A 21,593-nucleotide genomic window follows, 5' to 3' on the forward strand; every position below is an offset into this window, starting at 1 on the left:
GGGGCGATGTGAACTGAATCGCTCGTTCTTCGAACTGTCGAAAATCGGGGAGTAAGCTATCAACGACGACGACTTCCTTGTTCGGACGGGTGACCCTCTCGTATTCACAAGCATTTTTACCTCCGCCACGTAGTGATAGACGAATGAATCGGTCGGCTCCCGTTGGCATCGTTGTGCTCATCGTCACTGTCTTTCTCGTTAGTATGGGGAGCGTCGCTGCGCCGGCAGCGATGGCCGATACCGGTGTCGATGACCGCGCCACATCCGCGTCGACGTCTTCGACAGCGGATACACAACCGTCTCAGTACACCTCGAGTGAGTCCGCTGCGATGCTCTCCGAGGCTCAAGACTTCGATACGACGACGTTCGAGATCACCGTTCACGAAGACGGGAGTGCAACGTGGACGTTCCAACACGTCCACTACTTCGACGAAAACGACTCCGAGGAACGCGAGGCGTTCGAGGAGTTCGCCGACGAGTTCGAATCCGAGGAAACCGACCTGTACGAGCGCTTTACCGACCAAGCGGAGCGAATGACTGAAAGCGGCGACGAAGCTACCGACCGGGAGATGAACGCAACGGACTTCGAACGCTCTGCAACGATCGAGGACAGCTTCGGTGAACGCGGTATCGTCGAAATGTCCTTCACGTGGGAGGCGTTCGCCGAAACCGACGGCGATACCGTCGAAGTCGGCGACGTCTTCGAGAACATGTACATCGGACAGAGTCAATCGATCGTCATCGTTGCCGAGGACGACCTCGTCTTCCAGCACGTCGAACCCGACGACGAAGTCGAACACTCACACAGCTCGCTCGAGAACGCAAGCGCCGTTCAGTGGAGTGGCGAACAACAGTTTCTCGATGGCAATCCACGGGCCGTCCTCGCACCAGAAGATGCTGACACGTCTGGGAGCGGTGGTGACGGAAGCAACCCCGGTACCTCCGCACTCATAGATACCGAGGAGACACCGTGGGAACTCGGCCTTGGCCTTCTTTTTGCCCTCGCAGTTAGTGTCGGTGCCATCTGGTACTATCGACAGGGCGACGGCCTCCCTCGAAACGACGGGGATAGCGCGTCACCACCTCCCGGGACCAGGCCAGCGTCTGAACAGTCACCAGCAGAACCGACGGAACAACCAGCTGAGACGACGACGGCCGTCCAATCCAGTCACAACTCGGCCGACCCGGAACCGGCCTCCAGCGACGAGTTCCTTACCGACGAAGACCGCGTGATGAAACTCATCCGCGAAAACGGCGGCCGGATGAAGCAAGTCGACATCGTCGACGAAACTGGCTGGTCGAAATCCAAAGTGAGCATGCTTCTCTCGGAGATGGAAGACGACGGTGCGATTAGCAAACTCCGTGTCGGTCGAGAGAACATCATCAGTCTCGAAGGGTTCGAACCAGAGGCGACGAAGTCACCCTTCGAAGAGTAACGCACCTGTCAGCGCTCGTATCTGTGACAGTGCCGGACAGTGGCGCTTCGAAACGGAATCCTTAAACTGTCCACCGCGTAACGAATGAGTGTACTTGCTTCGGTGACGAGGCGGCCGTTGACCCGTCGTAGAACGAAGCGAGCACAGTGTAAACGGGCTCCGTTGGTGTAGTCCGGCCAATCATATTGCCCTCTCACGGCAATGACCAGGGTTCGAATCCCTGACGGAGCATCCTCCCCCGCCGCCTTCTTGTGGTTTTCGCCGTGAACTAACCATCGGTAACCGTCTGTTCACGGGTAATGTGGCTCGAATGGTGCATCAACCCCGACGAAGTCTTGCAATCCGGGTTTCTCGTGAGGCAATGCGGTTCACGGAAAAAATCGACCGCCGTCTTGCGGTTGTCGAAATCGGGGGCACTCATCCAGGTTCCCGCCTCGGAGGGCAGGCAATGAAAGACGCCGATCAGGCAACCGACCCCTCGATCGGATCACGCTTATCTCTGGTCCAACCGAAAAGGTACTGAACGAACGACAGTACCTCGACTACTCGAGCGAGCGAGAACACTGTCTAGACCGGTTGTTAACGTTTGAGAGGGAAGTCAAACGCGCACAAGAATTCGTGTCGCAAGGCCCTGATGATGCTTTACAAGTGGCGGTATCATCAACGCGGTGCAGACAAGTGGGAGCCAGAAATCAGACGCTGAACGATGTCTTCCGGTAGCATGGTCTCGGTATCATATACGAACGACATGAAAATCAGAATAGCGTCGAACGTATCTTTCGAGAGGCAAAACGGCAGAATCCCTCATTTTCAAACTGCTTCACCAACGCTTACGCAGAAGCTGCCGGTCAGTAATTCAAATCATTCGCCCTCGCATGGAATCAGCTTATCTGAACACGATCATCGTTTCAGGGCAAACAAATAACTCACTAGCGGTGGCCCGCTCGACCATGGGTGTGAATTCCGCCAGTGACGAATTAACTGAGTCGATTCGAATTGGACTCAACGGGTTCGGACGAGTCGGACGGAGCATTCTGCGTGCATCGTTGACGGAGGATGCGATCGACGTCGTCGCTGTCAACGACGTGATGGACGACGACGATATGGAGTATCTGTTCCGGTACGATTCGGTTCACGGGCGATTGCCCGGCGTCTCCCGGGAGGGCGACAGACTCTACGTTAGCGGCCACGAGGTGCAGTTACTCTCCGAGCGCGACCCCGCAAAACTTCCGTGGGATGACCTCGATGTTGATGTCGCATTCGAGGCAACAGGTTTGTTCCGCACCTACGATGAGGCTGCCCAGCACCTAGACGCCGGTGCCGACAGGGTGATCATCTCGGCCCCGCCGAAGGGCGAGAAGCACATCCCGATGTTCGTCTACGGCGTCAATCACGAGGAGTACGAAGGCGAAGCCGTCCTCTCGAATGCCTCGTGCACCACGAACTCCGTCGCGCCGGTCCTGCAGATACTCGACGAGGAGTTCGGCATCGTCTCGGGCGTCCTCATGACCGTCCACGCCTACACCGGGAGCCAGGGACTGGTCGACGGCCCGATGGACAAGCGACGCCGTGGACGCGCAGCCGCCGAGAACATCGTGCCGACGACGACCGGCGCCGCGAACTCCACTATCAAAATTCTCCCAGACCTCGAGGGCAAACTCGATGGGATGGCGATGCGAGTTCCGGTGCCCAACGGATCGATTACGGACATCACCGTCAACGTCGACGCCGATATTACCCGAGACGAACTCCTCGAGGCCATCCGTAGTGCAGCCGATGACGGTCTCGCGGGTGTCTTAGGCTACACCGACGACGAAATCGTCTCCAGAGACATCGTCGGACTCCCATTCGCCTCTTACGTCGACCTGGAGTCCGCGATGGTCGTCGCCAACGACATCGTCAAGGTGCTCGCCTGGTACGATAACGAGTACGGTTTCTCGACGCAGATGCTGGATCTCGCACGCTACGTCGCCGCGGAAACTGATACTATCGATGCCACGGAGACCACCGTCCACTGACGTAGCGGGCTCACAAACGGATTCGACGACGTTCGATACGAACACTCATGACATCCTTTCAGACCATCGATGACCTCGAACCTGGACAACGGCTCTTGGTCCGCATCGACGTCAACGCCCCTGTCGAAGACGGCGTCGTACAGGACGACCGGCGGTTCGCTCGCCACGCCGAGACGATTCGGGAACTCCGTGCAGACGACCACGCGATCGCCGTGCTCGCCCACCAGGGGCGACCGGGACGGGACACGTTCGTCTCTCTCGAGCAACACGCCGAAATCCTCGCCGACCACCTGGATCGCCCCGTCGAATTCGTCGCCGATACGTATGGTGACGAGGCTCTGCTGGCGATCGAGAGCCTCGAGCGTAGCGACGTGCTCTTCCTCGAAAACGTGCGAATGTGCGAGGGTGAACTGCCCGAAGAAGAGCCGGAGATAAAGGCTGAGACGGAACTGGTACGAACGCTTTCGTCGGAGTTCGACGCGTACGTAAACGACGCGTACGCGACGGCACATCGCTCGCACGCGTCGATCGTTGGTTTTCCACTCGTCGTAGGCGCCTACGCGGGGCGCGTGATGGAACAGGAGTACCGGGCAAACACCGCTATCCGGGAACGAGCGTTCGACGGCCCCGTGACGATGATTCTCGGTGGAACGAAAGCCGAGGACACTATCCCTGTTATCGAGCGACTCGCGGACATCGTCGATCACTTCTGTCTGGGCGGCGTCATCGGCGAACTGTTCTTGCGTGCCGACGGATACGATCTGGGCTACGACGTCGACGGGACGGAACTGTTCGACCACCAGTGGGAGGCTCACAGCGAGACGATCAGAGACTCGCTCGAGACGGACGCCACCGAGGTGATGCTCCCGACCGATCTCGCGTACGAAGCCGACGGAGATCGAGCGGAAACCGCAGTAGCGGGTATCGAGAAGCAGACCTCGTATCTCGATATCGGTTCGGAGACGATCGATCGCTACACCGAACGCATCGCGGACTCCGAAGCAGTCTACGTCAAAGGTGGTGTGGGCGTCTTCGAGGACGAACGCTTCGCCGACGGCACCGTCGAAATACTCTCGGCGATTGCGGACGCCGACTGCGTATCGGTTGTCGGCGGTGGCGATACGGCTCACTCGATCGAACTGTACGATCTCGACGAGGACGATTTTACGCGCGTTTCGATCGCCGGTGGTGCATACGTCCGCGCCCTGACGGGCGAGTCCCTCGCGGGAATTGACGCGCTCGAGCGCGGCTCTCGAGGGTGACGTGTCAGCTCTGAGCCTCCTACTGGATTACTCGTTGATACGTTTCACACGCAGTTTCGGCCGCCCGACGACGAACGACACCAATTCGCAGGCGTTCGTCACGTCGCGTCCTCGTCGTAGAACTCCGCGTGCGGTTCGACGGCGTCGACGGCCGGCGGTGTGGGGTGTCGGACGACGAACATGTCGTAGGAACGGTCGGCGGCGACGTGGACGCCGACGCTCGTCAGGGGGGTGACCACGCGCCCGACGTTCTCGCTGCCGAGGAAGACGACGCTCGGATCGTACTCCTCGACGAGGCGCTCGATGTGTCCGGCGAGTTGGGACTCCGGTGGAAACTCTCGGATGCGTTCGTACTCGAACGACGCCGCGGGAGCGAGACGCTCGACTTGATCGCGCAACTGAGTGGCGATCGCGTCGACCTCGAGCGCCTCGTCCCCCTCGATCCAGCCCTTCTCGCGTGCGTAGCGCTTTCGCTCCGGAACCACCGTTACGGCCACGACGTCCTCGTCGAGCGCGTCGCCGTATTCGGTCGCCCTGACGAGGGCCGCTTCGGCCAGTTCCGAGCCGTCGAACGGGACGACGAATGCCATACCCCACGTTCCGACGCCGATCCCAATAGTTTCGAGGGGTGCCCCGGGCGTGACGCGATCTCGAGTCCTCGAGTTCGCCGTCGGCTACTCGAATCGCGGTGCGTTCGAATGGACGCCGGGGCTTCGCTCTCTCGATCCGCGTGCCGGAGGACGCCGAGCGTCGATCAGAAGAACGCGGCAAACGCGAGCGCGGCGAGCGTCCCGTGATAGACGACTGCCGCCCCCGCCACCCGTGTATCGGCCGTCGGAACCGGCGGGTTGCGGAACGTCGCGTCGTAGAAACGTCGAGGGTGAATCGACACGGGTTCGGATGCGAGTCCGGTCCCGGAATTTGGCGCTGGTGCGGGCGGGCTCGAGACCGATCAGTACGGCGGTCGCTGTGCCTGCACGACGTTCGCGAGTTGTTGGTGTTCGTCGGCGAGCAGTTCGTTGAGGTCGTCGGTCGTGATGATCCCGTTCAGTTGCCCGTTGCCGTCGGTGACCGGCAGCCGACGGACGCCGTGCTCACTCATCAGTTCCGTCGCCTGATAGAAGCCGGCATCGTGCTCGACGGTGCACAGCTCCGTCGACATCACGTCCTCGGCGGTGACGTCATCGGGACTCTGGCCCTCACCGATTACTCTGAGCGTGAGGTCGCGATCTGTGACGATGCCGACCGGCTCGTCGCCGTCGGCAATGACGACGCTACCGACACTCTCGTCGTCCATCGTCGTCGCGAGTTCCTGGATCGACGTATCGGGGGTTGCCGTGACGACGTCACTGCGGGCAAGGTTATCTATTGGCATAGTCCGGGTGTCCGTCCGACGGCAGTTCGTATAATACCGGGGGGCGTTTGTTCTCAATCCGTATCCTCGCGCTCGCTGACCACTTCGTAGTGGCCAAGCGGCAAGCGCCGAGCGTGCCGAAACGAAATGGTGGGCTGGCTGCGCGTCTCGGGCGATGGGTGCAACAACCGTCGAGCAGAAATCCGACGAGACCGCGTTCGCTCCGCACTTCACCTGACGACGACCAAGACCCGGGCGCACTGTACGATTGGTCGATTCGGCTCTCTGGTTTGACCGTCTCGCCCCGTTCTACGGCGGAAATCGACGATATGGTTCGTCTCAGTCGAATTCCCGATACGCGATGGGTCGTGACCAGTGACCAATCAATTAGCACACTCGTTAACTGGGGTATTAACTGCCAAATCGTCGTAGGGCCGTCGCATGTGCGTTCAGACCACTGGCATCGTCAACGCGCCACTTGGCGTTTGCTCCAACTCATCTCTCTGTGAACCGTTCGCTTCGAACGGGTTCGAGACGCCGTGGAGTGGGTCGCCGTCGTCTCGCGTGACGAACGATAGGTAAGTCCCACGTATCGGCGACCGGGGAACGAATACGAAACGACTCTCTCGACAGCAAATCTGTGTCACGAGCAGACACCGAGCGAATCACATCGGACATTGACCGGGACTGGCATTCGCGGCCACTCGAGGACGTCTACGCGGAATTGGAGACGTCCGAGGAGGGGCTAACAGCCGCCCAGGCCAGTGAACGACTCGAGCGCGAGGGGCCGAACGAGATCGAAGCGAAAGCGGGAACGTCGCCGCTGCGGATTCTCGTCGAACAGTACTCGTCGGCGCTGATCTGGGTGCTAATCGCCGCTGCGATCGTGATGGCCGCCGTTGGCCACACGATCGACGCGGCCGTTATCGCGGGGATCGTGGTCTTGATCACGCTGTTCGGCTTCGTCCAGGATTATCGAGCCGAGCAGAGCATCCGAGCGCTGCAGGCGATGGCGACGACCTACGCGCTCGTCAGACGTGACGGTGAGAAACGAGAGGTCGATGCGACGAAACTCGTCCCCGGTGACGTGATCTTCGTCGAGTCGGGCGATATCGTTCCTGCCGACGCACGCCTCGTCGAGGAGTCGAATTTGAGCGTCGACGAAGCGGCGCTGACTGGGGAGAGCGTCGGTGTCTCGAAGGAGGTCGGTCGGGTCGACGAGGAGACATCGCTGGCCGAACGGGAGAACACCATCTACAAGGATACGGTTGTCCAGCGAGGCTCCGGGGTGGCGGTCGTCGTCGAGACCGGCCCAGCGTCCGAGATCGGCCAGATCGCGACGGCTCTCGAGGAAGCCGAGGAGCGAGATACGCCGTTTCAATCCGAGATGGATCGTCTGGGGAAGATCATCGCCGGCGTCGTCATCGTTGCGGTCGCGGTGATCGCAATCGCGGAACTCGTCGTCGGCGAGACCGAGCCGCTACAGGTGTTCCTGACGGCGGTTGGCATCGCCGTCTCCGCTGTTCCCGAAGGATTGCCGGCAGTCGTCACGCTCTCGCTCGCGCTCGGCGCGCGCCGGATGGCCGAGCAGAACGCCCTCGTCCGCCGGCTGCCGATCGTCGAGGCGCTGGGCTCGGTCGACGTCATCTGCACCGACAAAACGGGGACGCTCACCGAAGAGGAGATGACGGTTCAACGGGCCGCCGCCAACCGCGAGGTCTACGAACTCACCGGCACCGGCTACGACACCGACGGGGAGTTCCGGTACGACGGCGAGCCCGTAGACGGACAGCGGATCGCCGAGGTGTTGCGCTGTGGGATGCTCTGTAACAACGTCGATCTCGGGACCCGTGAACGCGACGCAGCCGGTGACGGGACGGGGGCTGTGGCCGCCACTGGCGCTGAAGAGGGAGAACGGACGTACCTCGGCGATCCAACCGAAATCGCGCTGTTCGTCGCCGCCCAGAAGGCCGGATTCGACCACGAGGACCTCGCCGCGGAGTACCCCCGCCTCGGCGAGGTCGAGTTCACGTCCGCTCGAAAACGGATGACGACCGTCCACGAGACGCCCGACGGCGGCCCCGTCGCCTACACGAAGGGTGCACCCGAGACCGTCCTCGAGCGCTGTGATCGTGAACTCGTCGACGGCGAACTCGTCGAGCTCACGGACGAACGTCGCGACGAGATCGAGGCTCGAAATGAAGACTTCGCCGAAGACGCCCTGCGCGTGATGGGGTTCGCCTTCCGGCCCGACGTCCCCGACGACCAGACGGAGCGTCCCGACGAGACCGTCGAGCGCCGGATGGTCTTTCTCGGCCTGCAAGGGATGCTCGATCCGCCGCGACCCGAAGTCACTGACGCGCTCGCGGGCTGTCTTGACGCTGGGATCGACGTCGTGATGATCACCGGCGACAACGCCGTCACCGCGCGAGCGGTGGGCGAGGAGATCGGCCTCCGCTCGACGACAGTGATCTCGGGTCCCGAACTCGAGGAGATGAGCGACGACCGACTCGCGGAGGTCGTCGAGGACGTCGACATCTTCGCGCGGACGTCGCCGGAGCACAAGACGCGGATCCTGCAGACGCTCCAGGCAAAGGAGCACACGGTCGCGATGACCGGCGACGGCGTCAACGACGCGCCGGCGGTGAAAAACGCCGACGTCGGTGTCGCGATGGGGATTCGCGGGACCGACGTCACCGAACAGGCGTCGGATATCGTCTTGCTGGACGACAACTTCGCGACCATTCGGGACGCGGTCAGGGGCGGGCGGCGCATCTTCGACAACGTCCGGAAGTTCGTCAACTACCTGCTGTCGGGAAACGGCGGCGAGGTGACGATGGTCTTCACCGGGTCGATGCTCGGCTTCGGACTCGTCATCACGCCGATCCAGATCCTGTTCATCAACGTCGTCACCGACGGCATTCCTGCACTCTCGATGGGCGTCGACCCCCCTGCGAAAGACATCATGGACAGGGATCCGCGGCCGCCGGAGGAAGGTGTTATCACAGACCGGATCGTCACGTCGGTCGTCGGCATCGCTGCCTTCATGACGATCTGTCTGTTGCCGCTCTTTACGCTCAACTTCTACGGTGAACTCGTGCCGGGATACGACGTGCTGGGCGCAATCGTCGGCTGGAGCCCCGGCTACGAACCGAGCCGCGAACTCGCCCAGACGATGGTGTTCACTGGATTCGTCGTTTTCGAGATCGTCCGCATTCAGGCGATCCGCTACCGGTACGGGCTCGGCATCTTCACGAATCGGTGGCTCGTGATCGCGGTGGTCGTTGCCGTGACACTCCAGTTGCTCGTCCTCTACACGTCGACCGGCCAGTTACTGTTCGATGTCGAACCGCTCGCCGTCGTTCACTGGATACAGATCGCCGTCGCTGCGGGCGTTTTCGCGCTACTGATGGCAGGATTCGTAAAGGTCCAGGACCGCTACTTCGACCGGTACTGATACGGCTTATCTGGACGACAACTGACAGTGCCGGCTGTCCGACCACAACTGAAGGCACCCCAGGAGACAGGAAGACGTCGTCGCAGGCGGGAAGGAGACGTGAACTTTCGCGAGTCGAATCCCCGACCAATCCGCTCGCGGCGCCCGTACTCTCGGCCGCACGGCAGTGACGGGCCGAAGAGATCCCACGGGGCTTTCGTCTCACTCCGGCTGATCTCGACTCGAGCGCTGGGTAAACGCCGGCGGTTCGATCGCGTGTCGAAGGCCCGTCCACTCCTCGATTTGCAACTCGTAATAGTGATTCCCCCTCGTTTCACTTACCGTCTCGAGGAGTTCGGGACGCCACATCGGTCCTTCGACCGCTGTTGCTTTCGAGGTCTCATCGGGCGGGAGTTCCCGTAGCGTTCCGGTCATGAGAACGCTTCGCCAGTGAAACATCGTCTCCGCACTGTAGACGAGAAACGTCGCGGTGTCCGTCTGCTCGGAGAGATCCGCCTTTCGGCTTTGAGATCCCACGACGTACCCGAAGTAGAGCCGCGACTCTCCGTCGAACCCGTACGACATCGGGATCAGATACGGCGTCTCCTCGGCCGGGAGACCGAGAACCCCGAGGCTGTGCGTCGAAAGGAAACGTACGATGTCGTCGTCGTCCATTCGTTCCATCCCGTATTCGGTGAGTTCGTCGACTGTCATTTGTGCCGTGTATTATGTTCCCAGAAGGCATAATCCTCACACCACCCCCCGCTCGTCGCAACTCGAGGCTCGACTCGTCTCCGGTGTGCCCATCCGAATGTATGTGGCTGCGTGGTCGAGACGATAGCGTGTCACGCTCGAGTCGATGGAGTGGATATCGGAGTCGCTGGAATCACCATCACCACGTCGATCGCTCGAGTGGAGACGCCAACGCCACTGATTATGAATTCCAAGGAGTTCATCGGCCAGGTTCAACACAGGCTCGAATTCGCACAGTTCGGACAGGCCGTCCGGGCGACTCGAGCGGTGTTGACGACGCTCGGCGAACGGCTACACGAAGGTGAAGCGTCCGACCTCGCGAGCCCGCTTCCGATGGAGATCGATCGGTACCTGACCGAAGCCGAACACGGACAGCGATTCGACTATCAGGAGTTTCTCGATCGCGTCGCGGACCGCGCGAACGTCGATCGCTCCGACGCCAACTACCACGCCCAACAGATCGTCGCTATCGCGCCGACGTGGTTCCGCCCGGTAACATCGAGAAGGCGGATAATCAGCTTCCCGAGGGCTTCGATCCGCTGTTCGAACTGGTCGACGAACCGGAAGCGGACCAGTGAGGGTTACGCGGCCGTCAGATCGCCCTGGACGAGCGTCACGGTACGCGCGGATCGGCGAGCGACGCGTTCCGCGACCGAGCCAAGCAGTCGCGCCCCGAGCGAGCGGCCGTGGCTTCCCATCACGATCTGGTCGCAATCGTTTCGTTCGGCGTACTCGACGATCGACTGCGCCGGCGTCCCGTCCGCGATTTCCGTCTCGACGGCCAGTTCCCGTTCGTCGGCCACGTCGGTTGCCGACTCGAGTATCTCCTCTGCGCGCTCTTCTCGGTCGTCCACGACCGCTTCGAGATACGTTCCGGTTACCGCTGACCGAGGACCGTCGAACGGCAGCGACAGCGCGTGAAAGACGGTGTGGGACCCCTCCGGAAATGTCTCGAGTGCGTACGCGAGTGCGGCGTCGGCCTGTGGCGACCCGTCGACCGGGATCAACACGTCGCCGGGGAGCTCGCGGTCACGAACGGTCGCCATCGTCTCGGGAACGATCGTGGTCGAAACCGGCGTCCGTCGGACAACGGCCTCGCTCACGCGGCCGAGAAACGGGTTCGTGATCGGCGATTCGCCGTGGCTTCCCAGAACGATGTGGTCAACGTCGTCGGTTGCGAGCGAGAGGATTTCTGTGTGTGGAGTCCCGGTTTTGAGAATGGTCTCTATTTCTCGGCCGTGGTCGTCAGCGCGTGTCACAGCCCGCTCGAGAACGCGCTCACCGCGATCCTCAGCGTGTTCTCTCGACGTGAGTTGTGATCCGACGGTTGTCTCGTGATCGTGCGTGGGATCGACGACGTACAGCGCAGTCAGTGTTGCATCTGGAAACGACGCGAAGCAATACTCCAGTCCGGCGTCGGCGTGATCCGATCCATCGATCGGAACGAGGACGTGTTGTGGCATGGATGCGTGCGAACGAATCGGTGGCGAGTTTCCGCCCGATCGAGCTTCCATGGGAATGCCGATAAAGACACCTCGATACTATCTCGTACAGTCAATGGTAACGGTTGGTGTCTCGCCACGTCACGTATCTCAATACAGGATTACTGTCCTCGATGTCGTCTTCGGTCGGCACCTCGACCCCTGCGATGTCCCCTTGTGGTTTTTTCGTCGTTGGAGTCGTAGCAAGTCAGGATGCCGGGGCTTCGCTGGACGAATCTGACCGAAGACGAGCGAAACGAGTTTCTGAGCAACGGCGGGACCGGCGTTCTCTCGTTTGCAACCGACCGAGACGATCCGCCGGCGTCACTTCCCGTCTCATACGGATACTACGCCGATGACGAGGCCTTCTACTTTCGCCTCTCGTTTCCCCCCGGATCGTCCAAGACCGACGTCGTCGACAACCCGGTGTCGTTCGTCGTGCACGCCGAAACGGACGACGGGTGGCGAAGCGTCGTCGCAACCGGCACCCTCGAGGAACTGGCCGACATGCCGTACGAATCGGTCGCCGTACAGGGGATGTGGGCGATCGACATTCCGACAGTTGACATCTTCGACCGACCGCGCGAGGAACTCGAGTTTCGGGATTTTCGACTCGCTCCCGAGACGCTGTCGGGTCGAAAGAGTGTCCCCGAATGACTCACACCGTTCGCCTCGACGAGTGCAGAGCCAGCGTGGTGTTGGTACAACTGTCCTCGTCCCCGAGTCAGACGTAATCGCTCGTTTCTCGGGCGCTCAGACCAGTAACGCCGTCGTATACGTGCCCATCTGGCGATCAATTCGTCAATAGTTATTCCTCGGGCCCTGGTTCTTCGGAGACATGGATTCGTCGCGACCAAACGTTCTCGTGATTCACGGACACGATATCGGCCGGTATCTGGGCTGTTACGGCGTCGATATCGAAACGCCGAACGTCGACACACTCGCAGCCGACGGGGCGCTGTTCGAACGCCACTTCGCGACCGCACCACAGTGCTCGCCCAGTCGCGGGAGCCTCATGACCGGGCGCGCCCCACACGTCAACGGCCTCATGGGACTCGCCCACGGCGATTGGGAACTCCACGACGACGAGCGGATCCTCCCGCAGTACCTCAGCGACGCTGGCTACGAGACGCACCTGTTCGGACTCCAGCACATTACCCAAAATACGGATCGTCTCGAGTACGATCGCGTCCACTCCGAAGGCAACCTCTACCCGGGCGTCTCGCCGGCGGTCCATCAGGCGAATCGGGCCCGTAACGTGGCGTCGGTCGTCTCGTCGTTCTTGGACGCCTCGGAGTACGAGGAACCCTTTTTCGCGTCGATCGGCTTCTTCGAGTGCCATCGGGCCGAAGAAGACGACGGGCGATTCGGGTTCGACGCCGAGTATTACGAGGCCGACGATCCAGACGACGTCCGTCCGCTTCCGTACCTGCCCGATAGACGGGGCCTTCGTCACGATCTCGGAGAAATGCACGGAATGATGTACGCGTTCGACGCAGGCGTTGGGGCGATTCTCGATGCGTTAGCCGAGAACGGGCTGGAGGATGACACGCTCGTCCTCGTGACGACCGAACACGGGATCGCGTTCCCGCGTGCGAAGGGAACGTGCTACGACGCGGGAATCGAGGCCGCGCTCGTGATGCGGTACCCAGGTGTCATCGACGCCGACGAACGGTACGACGAACTCGTCAGCAACGTCGACGTCTTGCCGACGGTCCTCGATCTCGCCGATGTCGAGATTCCCGATAGGGTCGACGGGCGGAGCGTCGCCGGACTGATCTCCGACCGTGGGGACACCCCAACTGAGAGTGAGGGCACCTCCGCTGACCCTGGGGACGCCTATACGGAACGCGACCGAATCTTCGCCGAGATGACCTGGCACGATATGTACAACCCGGTCCGGGCCATCCGAACTGATCGATACAAGTACATACGAAGCTTCTGGCACCTCCCGACCGTCTACCTGCCCGCCGACGTGTTCGCGAGCGAATCCGGCCGCGAGGTTCGTGAAACAGATGGTGTTCCGCTGCGTCGGTACGAGGAGTTGTACGACCTCCGCGATGCGCCCCAGGAAGACGACAACGTCGTCTACGAACCCCGCTATCAGGACGTCCGGCAGGAACTCTCTCGAGAACTGTACGAGTGGATGGACGACACTGACGATCCGCTCCTCGAGGGACCCGTCCTGCCGGGCGACTACGACGAGATTCAATCGTGGCCACACGAGTCGTCGTAGTCGATGTCGACTCGAGTATCGGTGCGTGACCGGCGACAACCGGCCGTGTCACGTTGCTGGTGAGCCTCGAGTTCCTGTCTCGTCGTGTTCGTTTGCAATCGCGAGTTCGAGGACGAAACTCGAGGAGGAGACGATGTCGCCGATGCCGACCGTTCCCGCGGGATCCTCGACGACGCGATTGGGGCAAGCGGCGACCGTCGGGGTCGAGAGGACACCGTCCTCGGCCGTTTCATCGAGGTGGTCCGCGAGAAGGGAAATCGCCTCCCGACCCTTCGCTGAAGGCTCGTACTCCAGGCCGGTTTCGAGATCCGCCGGCGACGAGATGTCGCCCAGTGATGCCTTCGTCGCCGCGTTGACGGCCGAAAACTCGAGACCGCGTGCGACCGCCTCGGGATGGGGATACGACGACATGACGGCGAGGTGGTACTCCATCGCGTGTAACTGAACGCACCCGACGCCGAGTTCGTCTCGAATGGCCTCGAGCATGCGATAGTGCGTGAGGATTTCCTCGGGTTCGAACGGTGTCGCTTCTGTAGGGGGCGTCCCGACTGCTTCGAGTTCGGCGTCGTCGTGTAAGAGGGTGAGTTCGTGGGTATCCGCGCCGACGACGTCCGCCTCCGGGAGGATCCACTCGTACATGCTCTCCCGGAGGGCCTCGTCGTGTGTCACGGCGTACTCGATGTGGACCTGGAGGCCGTCCTCGCTCCCGGACCGAAGCCGACGGATGACGTCTCGAGCGTGGCGGTGGGCCTGCTCGTATCCCTCCTCGACGTGGTCGGGCGTAAGGTTGTGATAGCCGGCGAGCAACGCCCCGTCAACAACCTCGCCGACCTGGTCCACGTGGGCGTCGAGGTCGCCGGCGACGAGGTCGAACTCCGGTGGCCGAGAGGCCGCGATGAATCGTGTATCTTCGGTCGCGGGGACCCCGAACAATTCATCGCCGCTGCGAAATTCGAACACCCAATTGATTTTCGTCCGGTCAGTGTTGACCGCCTCGCGCAACGGAATGAACTCGACCTCTCCGTCCTCGACCTTCGGGTACTCCACGGCGTCGGGGTGGTCGAACATCGAGAGTTGTCGCTCCGAGAGCAGGTACGTGTACGTCACCGGCGACGCACCGAGCGCGGAGACGAGATTGGTCATGATGCCCGTCTGGCCCCCCATCTGCTGGCTGTCGGGCTCGAACTCCGCCTCGAGCGTGGCAGAAAATTCGTCAGTCATCGCGACCTCGTCGCCCCGCCCGGCCGCCATCGTGTGCGTGATCGCCGTCGCGAGGTCCCGTTTCGACGCCAGCGGACTCGGTGGCTGGCGGTCGCCGGGATCTGCCGGCCGCTCGAGGAACGCCTCGAGGTCCCCGTCGACCCGAACGATCGCATCGACGTTTGCGTTGTACGCGACGAACACCGGTAGTCCCTCCAATGCTCGGATATCTGCCTGTAACTGGGAGTGCTCGTCCACCATGGTGGGGTGCTCCCAGACCTAGTGAGTTAATGGTATGCGTGACTCGGCGATACTACCCTGAAGCTACCCCGAATCAGCCGCGAGCGCGGCCTCGAGACGCTCGATCAACTCGGTGTTACCGACGTGAAGTGGCACTCGATCGTGGAGGTCAGTCGGCTCGACCTCGAGTATGGATTTGCTCCCGTCGGAGGAGCGCCCACCAGCCGTCTCGATGATGTAGCCGATCGGATTCCCTTCGAACTGGAGCCGAAGTTTTCCCTCTGGGCTGTCCTCGAGAGCGGGGTAGGCGAAGACACCGCCGTGCGTGAGGACCTGGTTGATGTCGTTGATCATCGCGCCGCTGTAGTGCATCTCGAGGCCGAGCGCTTCGTCCATCTCGATCGTGCGGACGAACTCGCGGAAGTCGTCGGTCCACGTCGGAACCCGGCCGCCGAACCCGTAGACGGCGGGATCGTCGGGAATCGAGACATCGTCGCGGACGACGGTTCGTTCGCCGCCGGCGAGTTCGTACTCCGTGACGGCACCCTCTCGAGCGACCATCATCGTCGTGATCGGTCCGTAGAGGACGTACCCCGCGGCGACGAGGGCCGTTCCCGGCGCGGGGAGCGCCGCGTCGTAGATGCCGAATACCGTTCCCAGCGTGTTGTTCGAGGGCAGGTTAGACGTCCCGTCGACGGGATCGGCGGCGACGGCGAGCGCGCCGTCACCGCAGTCGACGATTTCGGCTCGCTCCTCGCTTGCGTACTGGGCGACGCCGTCGACCGACGACAGTCGGTCGGCGAGCAATTCGTCTGCGAAGAGGTCCGCCTCGAACTGCGTTTCGCCGCTCGGATTCTCGTCGTCGGCCGTCACCCGCCGACCGACCAAACCCTGATGAATTTCACTCGCTGTCCGAGCGATCGTCGCGACGGCGGTTTCGGAGGGTGAATTCGTGTTTATCATGGGTTCACATCTCGAGTACTTCGTCGGCGGTCGTTTCTTCGGAGCCGATTCCTTCGAGGGCGTCGAGGTTCCGTCGAGGGTGTCGAGGACTTAGCCCGGGTCCTCGCGTTGCCAGACGTCGGGGCCGACGGCGAGGCCCGTCGCGCCGGTGTCCATCACGGCTTCGACGGCCGCCAAACCGAGTGTTTTCGGACCGTCCGCGAAATCGACCGGCCCGTGTCAGGCCGCGATCCATCGCGAGAATCAGGAGCCGCCGATTCCGAACGATGGGAGCGTCGTCGATCGGTATCATTCGCCGAGTGCTCCACCGAGGAGCTATATACTGTTTGTGGTGGGTCAGAAGATCGGCTCGTCGGGCTGTCTCGAACTCGAGTGTGTCGACCACTCGTCGTTCCGGCTCGAGTGTGCCGAGACTGGTGTCGACGACGTGCTATCGGTGCGGACGACGACTCGTCCGTCACGCCCAGGACCTGTCCAGCCCCGGTGACTTATTGGCATTCACGTGGTCGAGACCACAGACCGATGCGAGGAGATACGTTCGTCAGGCAACTCGGAGACGTTAGTAGCGAGGATTCGGGAATCGTCGGCGGGAAAAGCGCGAACCTCGGCGAACTCACCGACCTCGAGGTGCCCGTATTACCAGGGTTCACGACGACGGCCGACGCGTACGACTACTATATCGAGCAGACCGACATCCGCGAGGCCATCGAGTCGGAACTTGCCGACCTCGATGTCGAGGACGTGTCGGACTTACAGCGCCGGGGCGAGCGGGTTCGAACCCTGATTTCGGACGCCGAGATGCCGTCGGAACTCGAGTTCGCGATCCTCGAGCAGTACGAGGAACTGGCTGACCGAGTCGGGATCGACGATCCTGAAGTCGCTGTCAGGAGCTCCGCGACTGCCGAGGATCTGCCGGATGCCTCCTTCGCGGGCCAACAGGAGACGTTTCTGAACGTCTCGGGAAAGACGGATCTGCTCGAGTCGATCAAACACTGCTTCGCGTCGTTGTTTACCGACCGGGCGATCGTCTACCGCGAGAACACGGACTTCGATCACCTCGACGTGAAACTCGCCTGTACCGTCCAGAAGATGGGGCGAGCCGACCTTGCCTCCTCGGGGGTGTTGTTCACCCTCGATCCCGACACCGGCTTCGAGGAGGTCGTCGTCATCGAAGCGGCCTACGGGTTCGGCGAGCCCGTCGTCCAGGGCGTGGTCGATCCCGACAGATACGTCGTCTTCAAGCCGACCAACGGCATCGTCGAGAAACAGCTGGGCGGGAAGACCCAGCGAATGGTCCGGCGAAACGGTGGCACGAAACTCGAGTCGGTTTCCGAGGACGCACAGAACGCCTTCGCCCTCTCGAACGACCGAATCCAGGAGCTCGCGACGTACGCGGCCCGTATCGAGGATCACTTCGATGCTCCGCAGGATATCGAGTGGCTCGTCGACGGACAACTCGAGGAGCTGTTCGTCGTCCAGGCTCGGCCGGAGACGGTCCACGGGACAGTCGAGGGGAACGTCCTCCGAACGTACAGTCTCGAGGAAACCGCCGAAGAGATTCTCGACGGGATCGCTATCGGTAACGCCGTGGCGAGTGGCTCCGTCCGCGTCCTCGAGGACCACCGGGAGATGCACCGCGTCGAGGAGGGCGACGTTCTCGTCACCGAGATGACTGACCCGGACTGGGTCCCCGTCATGAAGCGGGCGAGTGCGATCGTGACCGATCGGGGCGGCAAGACGTCTCACGCGGCGATCGTCTCGCGAGAGCTCGGTGTTCCCGCCATCGTTCGCACCGGCGACGCGACCGAGACGCTGTCGAACGGCGACCCCGTGACGGTCGACTGCTCGACCGACGTCGGCCGGGTCTACGAGGGCGAACTCGAGTACGAGGTCCGCGAGGAGGTGGTAGACGATTTGCCCGAGACCGACACCGAGGTCAAGCTCATCCTCGGCGATCCCGCGCGGGCGTTCGCGCTCGCTTCCCTCCCCGTCGACGGCATCGGGCTGGCCCGCGAAGAGTTCATCGTAACCTCCCACGTCGGCTATCACCCCCTGGAACTACTCGAGCGGGGCGAGGAGGAGCGCTTCGTCGATGCCCTGCGAACCGGCATCGCGAAGATTGGCGCCGCGTTCTACCCCGACGACGTCCGCTTTCGGCTCAGCGACTTCAAAACCGACGAGTACCGCAACCTCGAGGGCGGCTGGAAGCACGAACCGGAGGAGTCGAATCCGATGATCGGCTGGCGCGGGGCTTCCCGGTACTACGACGAGGACTTTCGCGAGGCGTTTGGCCTCGAGTGTGAGGCGCTACGCCAAGTTCGCGAGGACGTCGGACTGGACAACGTCACCGTGATGGTACCGTTCTGTCGCACGCCCGAGGAGGGCGAACGCGTTCTCGAGTTGATGGCCGAGTACGGTCTCCCGCCGGACGAGTTGGACGTATACGTGATGGCCGAACTGCCCTCGAACATCGTGCTCGCGGATCGCTTTGCCGAGCTCTTCGACGGCTTTTCGATCGGCTCGAACGACCTCACTCAGCTGACGTTGGGCGTCGACCGGAACTCCGAACAGCTCGCGCCGCTGTTCGACGAGAGCGACGAGTCGGTGACGCGATCGATCTCGTCGTTGATCGAGGAGGCCCACCGCCACGATCGACCGGTCGGCATCTGCGGGGACGCGCCGTCGACGATTCCGGAGTACGTCGAGTTCCTGCTCGATTCGGAGATCGATTCGATCTCCGTGTCCCCGGACGTGGCGGTCGAGACGCTGTTGACGGTCTCCGAGAGCGAGGACGCGTGATCACGAGATCGAAGCCACGCGAACACGACGGCTGAAACCCCACGTTAGACGGCACCCGGAACCGACACAAAAAATACGTACGCGAGAATCGTCGACATCGAGGGCCCGACGATCCACATCGTCACGTACCTGATGACGGCCTCCGGTTTGAAGAGTTCGTCGGCCTCGCGGACGTCCTCGGGCTCGTCCTCGCCGATCGGTGCGACGTCGTCGATCGCGTCCTCGGCGGTCAGTGCACCCATCACGATCTCGGTGTCTGTCGGCTCCCTCGAGATCGCCTCGCGGGCGGCGATCGGTCTGGTTGCCCGTCCCCAGCCGAGGCCGACGATCGCGCCGACCGACGCCATCACGAGGCTGATCGGAATCCCGATGTACGAGAGCGCGGTCGTAATCGAGGCAGCCGTGAGCATGATGATCAGCGCGCCGAGCAACGGAATGTCGCTGATATCGCTCCCGACCGATTCCATCGTCCGCCGGGCGATCGTGAACCCGCCCAGGCCGATCGCAGCCGCCGCCACGACGATCGCCGGTTCGGCTGCCAGCGCCCCCCCGCTAACGAGGGGCGCGGCGGCGTTCGGGACGTTGCTCGCACCCGCACTGAACGCCATGTAACACCCGAGGACGACGATAACGGTCGTCCCACCGATCTCACGCCAGGTCGTGTTGGGCCCGAGGGCGGGCGTCGGAAACCGGCCGGAACCGTCGAGAACGACGAGCGGACCGTCAGAGTTCTCGATCTGGACGCGACGACTGAGCCCCGCGTAGACGTACCTGCCGATGATCGCACCGATCATGAACGCGAAGACGGGTGTAAAGATCCACCACGAGAGGATCCACGCGACGGTCTCGTGGTTGAGCGTGTCCGTCGCCAGTCCAAGCCCTGCAATTGCGCCGACGGTCGTCATCGACGTTGGAACTGGCACGCCGAAGATGTTGGCGACGAGGATTCCGAGACCGATGAAAAAAAGAATGGCGACGCCCGCCGTGAGCGAAATTTCGATCGTGATGATCCCGTCGCTCAGCGTCTCCATCACGTTCCGACCGACGGTCCAGCCGCCCAGAAAGACGAATCCTGTCATGATGGCTGCCGCCGTCGCTTTCCCGATCAATCCCGCACCCACGGCGGGTCCCCAGGCGATTCCGGTCGAGGACCCGCCGATGTTGAATCCGACGAAAACCGATACGGCGACTCCAATCACCAGGACGGACTCGACCATTTGCAAATACTGTCGGTACGAACGCCGAAATATGTATTCTAGCGATCGGTGAACGGGTCGACTCGACTCGCTATGCGGGTGAAAGCTTTACCACCAGCGTCGTTGGAGGTCGCACCCGAAACCGCGCCAGATTCGTATGAGTACGAACCGACAAGCGATCCCGCCGACCGAGAGACCATATCGGTGTCGAACGCCGCCTGCCGGGGGCGAGACGAGTCGATGAAAGCCGTCGTCCTCGCCGGTGGGTACGCCACGCGACTGTGGCCGATCACGAGACACCGGCCGAAGATGTTCCTCCCGCTCGGGGAGACGACCGTCGTCGAGCGCATCTACGACGAACTCGAGGCGGTAGATCGGATTGAGGAGGTCTACGTCAGCACGAACGAACGATTCGCCCCCGACTTCGAGGCACAGTTGGCCGACAGTGGCTACGAGAAGCCCCAACTATCGATCGAAGAGACTCGTGCCGAAGCGGAGAAACTCGGCGTCGTCGGCGCGCTCGCCCAGCTCGTCGATCGGGAGGGGATCGACGACGACCTGCTGGTGATCGCCGGCGACAACATCTTCGAGTTCGCGATCGAGGACTTCCTCGAGCACTACGATCGAAGGGACGCACCGACGATCGCCGCCTACGACGTCGCCTCGCCGGAGCGGGCGAGCGCTTACGGGGTCGTCGACCTCGAGGACGACCGTGTGGTCGACTTTGAGGAAAAACCCGACGATCCGCCTGGGACGCGCGTCTCGATCGGCTGTTACGCATTTCCAGCGGAAACGCTCGAGCAACTGTCGACGTACCTCGAGGAAGATACCGATCCCGACGAGCCGGGCTGGTTCGTCCAGTGGCTCCAGTCGCGGGAGCCGACGTACGCGTACACGTTCGACGGGGCTTGGTTCGACATCGGCACGCGGGACAGTTATCTCGATGCCGTCGCCTGGACCCTCGACGGCGACTCGCACGTCGCCGAGTCGGCGACGCTCGAGGACGCGTCGATCGGACCGAACGTCCACGTCATGGCGAACGCGACGCTCGTCGATACCGACGTCGAACGAGCGGTGATCTTCCCGGACGCGACGTTGGAGGCGACGACCGCCCGCCGATCAATCGTCGACGAGGGGGCAGCTCTCGAGGGGCTCGATCTCCATGACGCGATGATTGGTGCGTACACGCAGATTCCGGACCGATCACGGGAGTGACTTC

The 21,593-nt window shown here is 62.2% G+C and carries 16 protein-coding genes, 1 tRNA gene and 2 pseudogenes; 11 read left to right on the plus strand and 8 right to left on the minus strand.

The features are described 5' to 3' along the window. The first annotated feature begins 143 nt into the window (after window positions 1–143). From BLW62_RS10115 to BLW62_RS10135, 5 genes and pseudogenes are all read left to right on the plus strand, one after another. The gene (locus tag BLW62_RS10115) at window positions 144–1,436 is read left to right on the plus strand and encodes a helix-turn-helix transcriptional regulator (protein ID WP_090506933.1); all 1,293 of its coding nucleotides are present in this window, start codon (window positions 144–146) and stop codon (window positions 1,434–1,436) included. A gap of 156 nt (window positions 1,437–1,592) precedes the next feature. Next, window positions 1,593–1,667: transfer RNA gene (locus tag BLW62_RS10120), tRNA-Glu, on the plus strand. Between the two features lie 489 nt (window positions 1,668–2,156). Next, window positions 2,157–2,291: pseudogene (locus tag BLW62_RS19010) on the plus strand (IS6 family transposase); the annotation flags it as partial. 95 nt (window positions 2,292–2,386) lie between these two features. Beyond that, entirely contained in the window at window positions 2,387–3,454 is a 1,068-nt protein-coding gene (gene gap / locus BLW62_RS10130; protein WP_090506934.1) for a type I glyceraldehyde-3-phosphate dehydrogenase, read from the plus strand. 47 nt (window positions 3,455–3,501) lie between these two features. Next, entirely contained in the window at window positions 3,502–4,716 is a 1,215-nt protein-coding gene (locus tag BLW62_RS10135; protein WP_090506935.1) for a phosphoglycerate kinase, read from the plus strand. 98 nt (window positions 4,717–4,814) lie between these two features. Here BLW62_RS10135 and BLW62_RS10140 read toward each other — a convergent pair whose 3' ends face one another. From BLW62_RS10140 to BLW62_RS10145, 3 genes are all read right to left on the minus strand, one after another. Further along, the gene (locus tag BLW62_RS10140) at window positions 4,815–5,306 is read right to left on the minus strand and encodes a universal stress protein (protein ID WP_090506936.1); all 492 of its coding nucleotides are present in this window, start codon (window positions 5,304–5,306) and stop codon (window positions 4,815–4,817) included. 164 nt (window positions 5,307–5,470) lie between these two features. Beyond that, window positions 5,471–5,608: a hypothetical protein gene (locus tag BLW62_RS18700; RefSeq protein WP_175459729.1), complete on the minus strand. Its 138-nt coding sequence runs from the start codon at window positions 5,606–5,608 to the stop codon at window positions 5,471–5,473. Between the two features lie 60 nt (window positions 5,609–5,668). Beyond that, on the minus strand, window positions 5,669–6,091 hold the full coding sequence (locus tag BLW62_RS10145) for a CBS domain-containing protein (RefSeq protein ID WP_090506937.1): 423 nt from the start codon (window positions 6,089–6,091) through the stop codon (window positions 5,669–5,671). Window positions 6,092–6,710: 619 nt separating this feature from the next. Here BLW62_RS10145 and BLW62_RS10155 point away from each other — a divergent pair. Then, window positions 6,711–9,527, plus strand: coding sequence for a cation-translocating P-type ATPase (locus tag BLW62_RS10155; protein WP_090506939.1), 2,817 nt, complete (start codon window positions 6,711–6,713; stop codon window positions 9,525–9,527). A 201-nt stretch (window positions 9,528–9,728) separates the two neighbouring features. Here the strand turns inward: BLW62_RS10155 and BLW62_RS10160 are convergent, their stop codons facing one another. Continuing rightward, window positions 9,729–10,220, minus strand: coding sequence for a pyridoxamine 5'-phosphate oxidase family protein (locus tag BLW62_RS10160; RefSeq protein WP_090506940.1), 492 nt, complete (start codon window positions 10,218–10,220; stop codon window positions 9,729–9,731). Window positions 10,221–10,442: 222 nt separating this feature from the next. Here BLW62_RS10160 and BLW62_RS10165 point away from each other — a divergent pair. Then, window positions 10,443–10,837: pseudogene (locus BLW62_RS10165) on the plus strand (DUF2267 domain-containing protein). A gap of 3 nt (window positions 10,838–10,840) precedes the next feature. Here BLW62_RS10165 and BLW62_RS10170 read toward each other — a convergent pair. Further along, the gene (locus BLW62_RS10170; RefSeq protein ID WP_090507568.1) at window positions 10,841–11,722 is read right to left on the minus strand and encodes a universal stress protein; all 882 of its coding nucleotides are present in this window, start codon (window positions 11,720–11,722) and stop codon (window positions 10,841–10,843) included. A gap of 231 nt (window positions 11,723–11,953) precedes the next feature. Here BLW62_RS10170 and BLW62_RS10175 point away from each other — a divergent pair, with 231 nt between their 5' ends. Both BLW62_RS10175 and BLW62_RS10180 read left to right on the plus strand, forming a co-directional pair. Beyond that, a complete protein-coding gene (locus BLW62_RS10175) occupies window positions 11,954–12,397 on the plus strand; it encodes a pyridoxamine 5'-phosphate oxidase family protein (protein ID WP_090506941.1) in 444 nt (147 codons plus the stop codon). Between the two features lie 181 nt (window positions 12,398–12,578). Then, the gene (locus BLW62_RS10180; RefSeq protein ID WP_090506942.1) at window positions 12,579–13,976 is read left to right on the plus strand and encodes a sulfatase family protein; all 1,398 of its coding nucleotides are present in this window, start codon (window positions 12,579–12,581) and stop codon (window positions 13,974–13,976) included. Between the two features lie 48 nt (window positions 13,977–14,024). Here the strand turns inward: BLW62_RS10180 and BLW62_RS10185 are convergent, their stop codons facing one another. Both BLW62_RS10185 and BLW62_RS10190 read right to left on the minus strand, forming a co-directional pair. Beyond that, window positions 14,025–15,437, minus strand: coding sequence for an ADP-dependent glucokinase/phosphofructokinase (locus tag BLW62_RS10185; RefSeq protein WP_090506943.1), 1,413 nt, complete (start codon window positions 15,435–15,437; stop codon window positions 14,025–14,027). A gap of 63 nt (window positions 15,438–15,500) precedes the next feature. Further along, complete coding sequence (locus BLW62_RS10190) at window positions 15,501–16,379, minus strand: class 1 fructose-bisphosphatase (protein ID WP_090506944.1); 879 nt, start codon at window positions 16,377–16,379, stop codon at window positions 15,501–15,503. Window positions 16,380–16,901: 522 nt separating this feature from the next. Between BLW62_RS10190 and ppsA the strand changes: the two genes are divergently transcribed. After that, entirely contained in the window at window positions 16,902–19,178 is a 2,277-nt protein-coding gene (ppsA, locus tag BLW62_RS10195; RefSeq protein WP_090506945.1) for a pyruvate, water dikinase, read from the plus strand. A 44-nt stretch (window positions 19,179–19,222) separates the two neighbouring features. Here the strand turns inward: ppsA and BLW62_RS10200 are convergent, their stop codons facing one another. Continuing rightward, window positions 19,223–20,395: an inorganic phosphate transporter gene (locus BLW62_RS10200; RefSeq protein ID WP_090506946.1), complete on the minus strand. Its 1,173-nt coding sequence runs from the start codon at window positions 20,393–20,395 to the stop codon at window positions 19,223–19,225. Window positions 20,396–20,614: 219 nt separating this feature from the next. On the opposite strand from BLW62_RS10200, the gene BLW62_RS10205 reads away from it, so the two are divergent. After that, entirely contained in the window at window positions 20,615–21,589 is a 975-nt protein-coding gene (locus tag BLW62_RS10205; RefSeq protein WP_090507569.1) for a nucleotidyltransferase family protein, read from the plus strand. Window positions 21,590–21,593: the final 4 nt, after the last annotated feature.

The sequence above is a fragment of the Natronorubrum sediminis genome (assembly GCF_900108095.1).
Lineage (GTDB): Archaea > Halobacteriota > Halobacteria > Halobacteriales > Natrialbaceae > Natronorubrum > Natronorubrum sediminis.

Excerpts from the sequence above, each read along its gene's own strand:
- BLW62_RS10115 (WP_090506933.1), top strand. The coding sequence starts at position 144 with ATGAATCGGTCGGCTCCCGTTGGCATCGTTGTGCTCATCGTCACTGTC.
- gap (WP_090506934.1), top strand. The coding sequence starts at position 2,387 with ATGGGTGTGAATTCCGCCAGTGACGAATTAACTGAGTCGATTCGAATT.
- BLW62_RS10135 (WP_090506935.1), top strand. The coding sequence starts at position 3,502 with ATGACATCCTTTCAGACCATCGATGACCTCGAACCTGGACAACGGCTC.
- BLW62_RS10140 (WP_090506936.1), bottom strand. The coding sequence starts at position 5,306 with ATGGCATTCGTCGTCCCGTTCGACGGCTCGGAACTGGCCGAAGCGGCC.
- BLW62_RS10145 (WP_090506937.1), bottom strand. The coding sequence starts at position 6,091 with ATGCCAATAGATAACCTTGCCCGCAGTGACGTCGTCACGGCAACCCCC.
- BLW62_RS10160 (WP_090506940.1), bottom strand. The coding sequence starts at position 10,220 with ATGACAGTCGACGAACTCACCGAATACGGGATGGAACGAATGGACGAC.
- BLW62_RS10170 (WP_090507568.1), bottom strand. The coding sequence starts at position 11,722 with ATGCCACAACACGTCCTCGTTCCGATCGATGGATCGGATCACGCCGAC.
- BLW62_RS10175 (WP_090506941.1), top strand. The coding sequence starts at position 11,954 with ATGCCGGGGCTTCGCTGGACGAATCTGACCGAAGACGAGCGAAACGAG.
- BLW62_RS10180 (WP_090506942.1), top strand. The coding sequence starts at position 12,579 with ATGGATTCGTCGCGACCAAACGTTCTCGTGATTCACGGACACGATATC.
- BLW62_RS10185 (WP_090506943.1), bottom strand. The coding sequence starts at position 15,437 with ATGGTGGACGAGCACTCCCAGTTACAGGCAGATATCCGAGCATTGGAG.
- BLW62_RS10190 (WP_090506944.1), bottom strand. The coding sequence starts at position 16,379 with ATGATAAACACGAATTCACCCTCCGAAACCGCCGTCGCGACGATCGCT.
- ppsA (WP_090506945.1), top strand. The coding sequence starts at position 16,902 with ATGCGAGGAGATACGTTCGTCAGGCAACTCGGAGACGTTAGTAGCGAG.
- BLW62_RS10200 (WP_090506946.1), bottom strand. The coding sequence starts at position 20,395 with ATGGTCGAGTCCGTCCTGGTGATTGGAGTCGCCGTATCGGTTTTCGTC.
- BLW62_RS10205 (WP_090507569.1), top strand. The coding sequence starts at position 20,615 with ATGAAAGCCGTCGTCCTCGCCGGTGGGTACGCCACGCGACTGTGGCCG.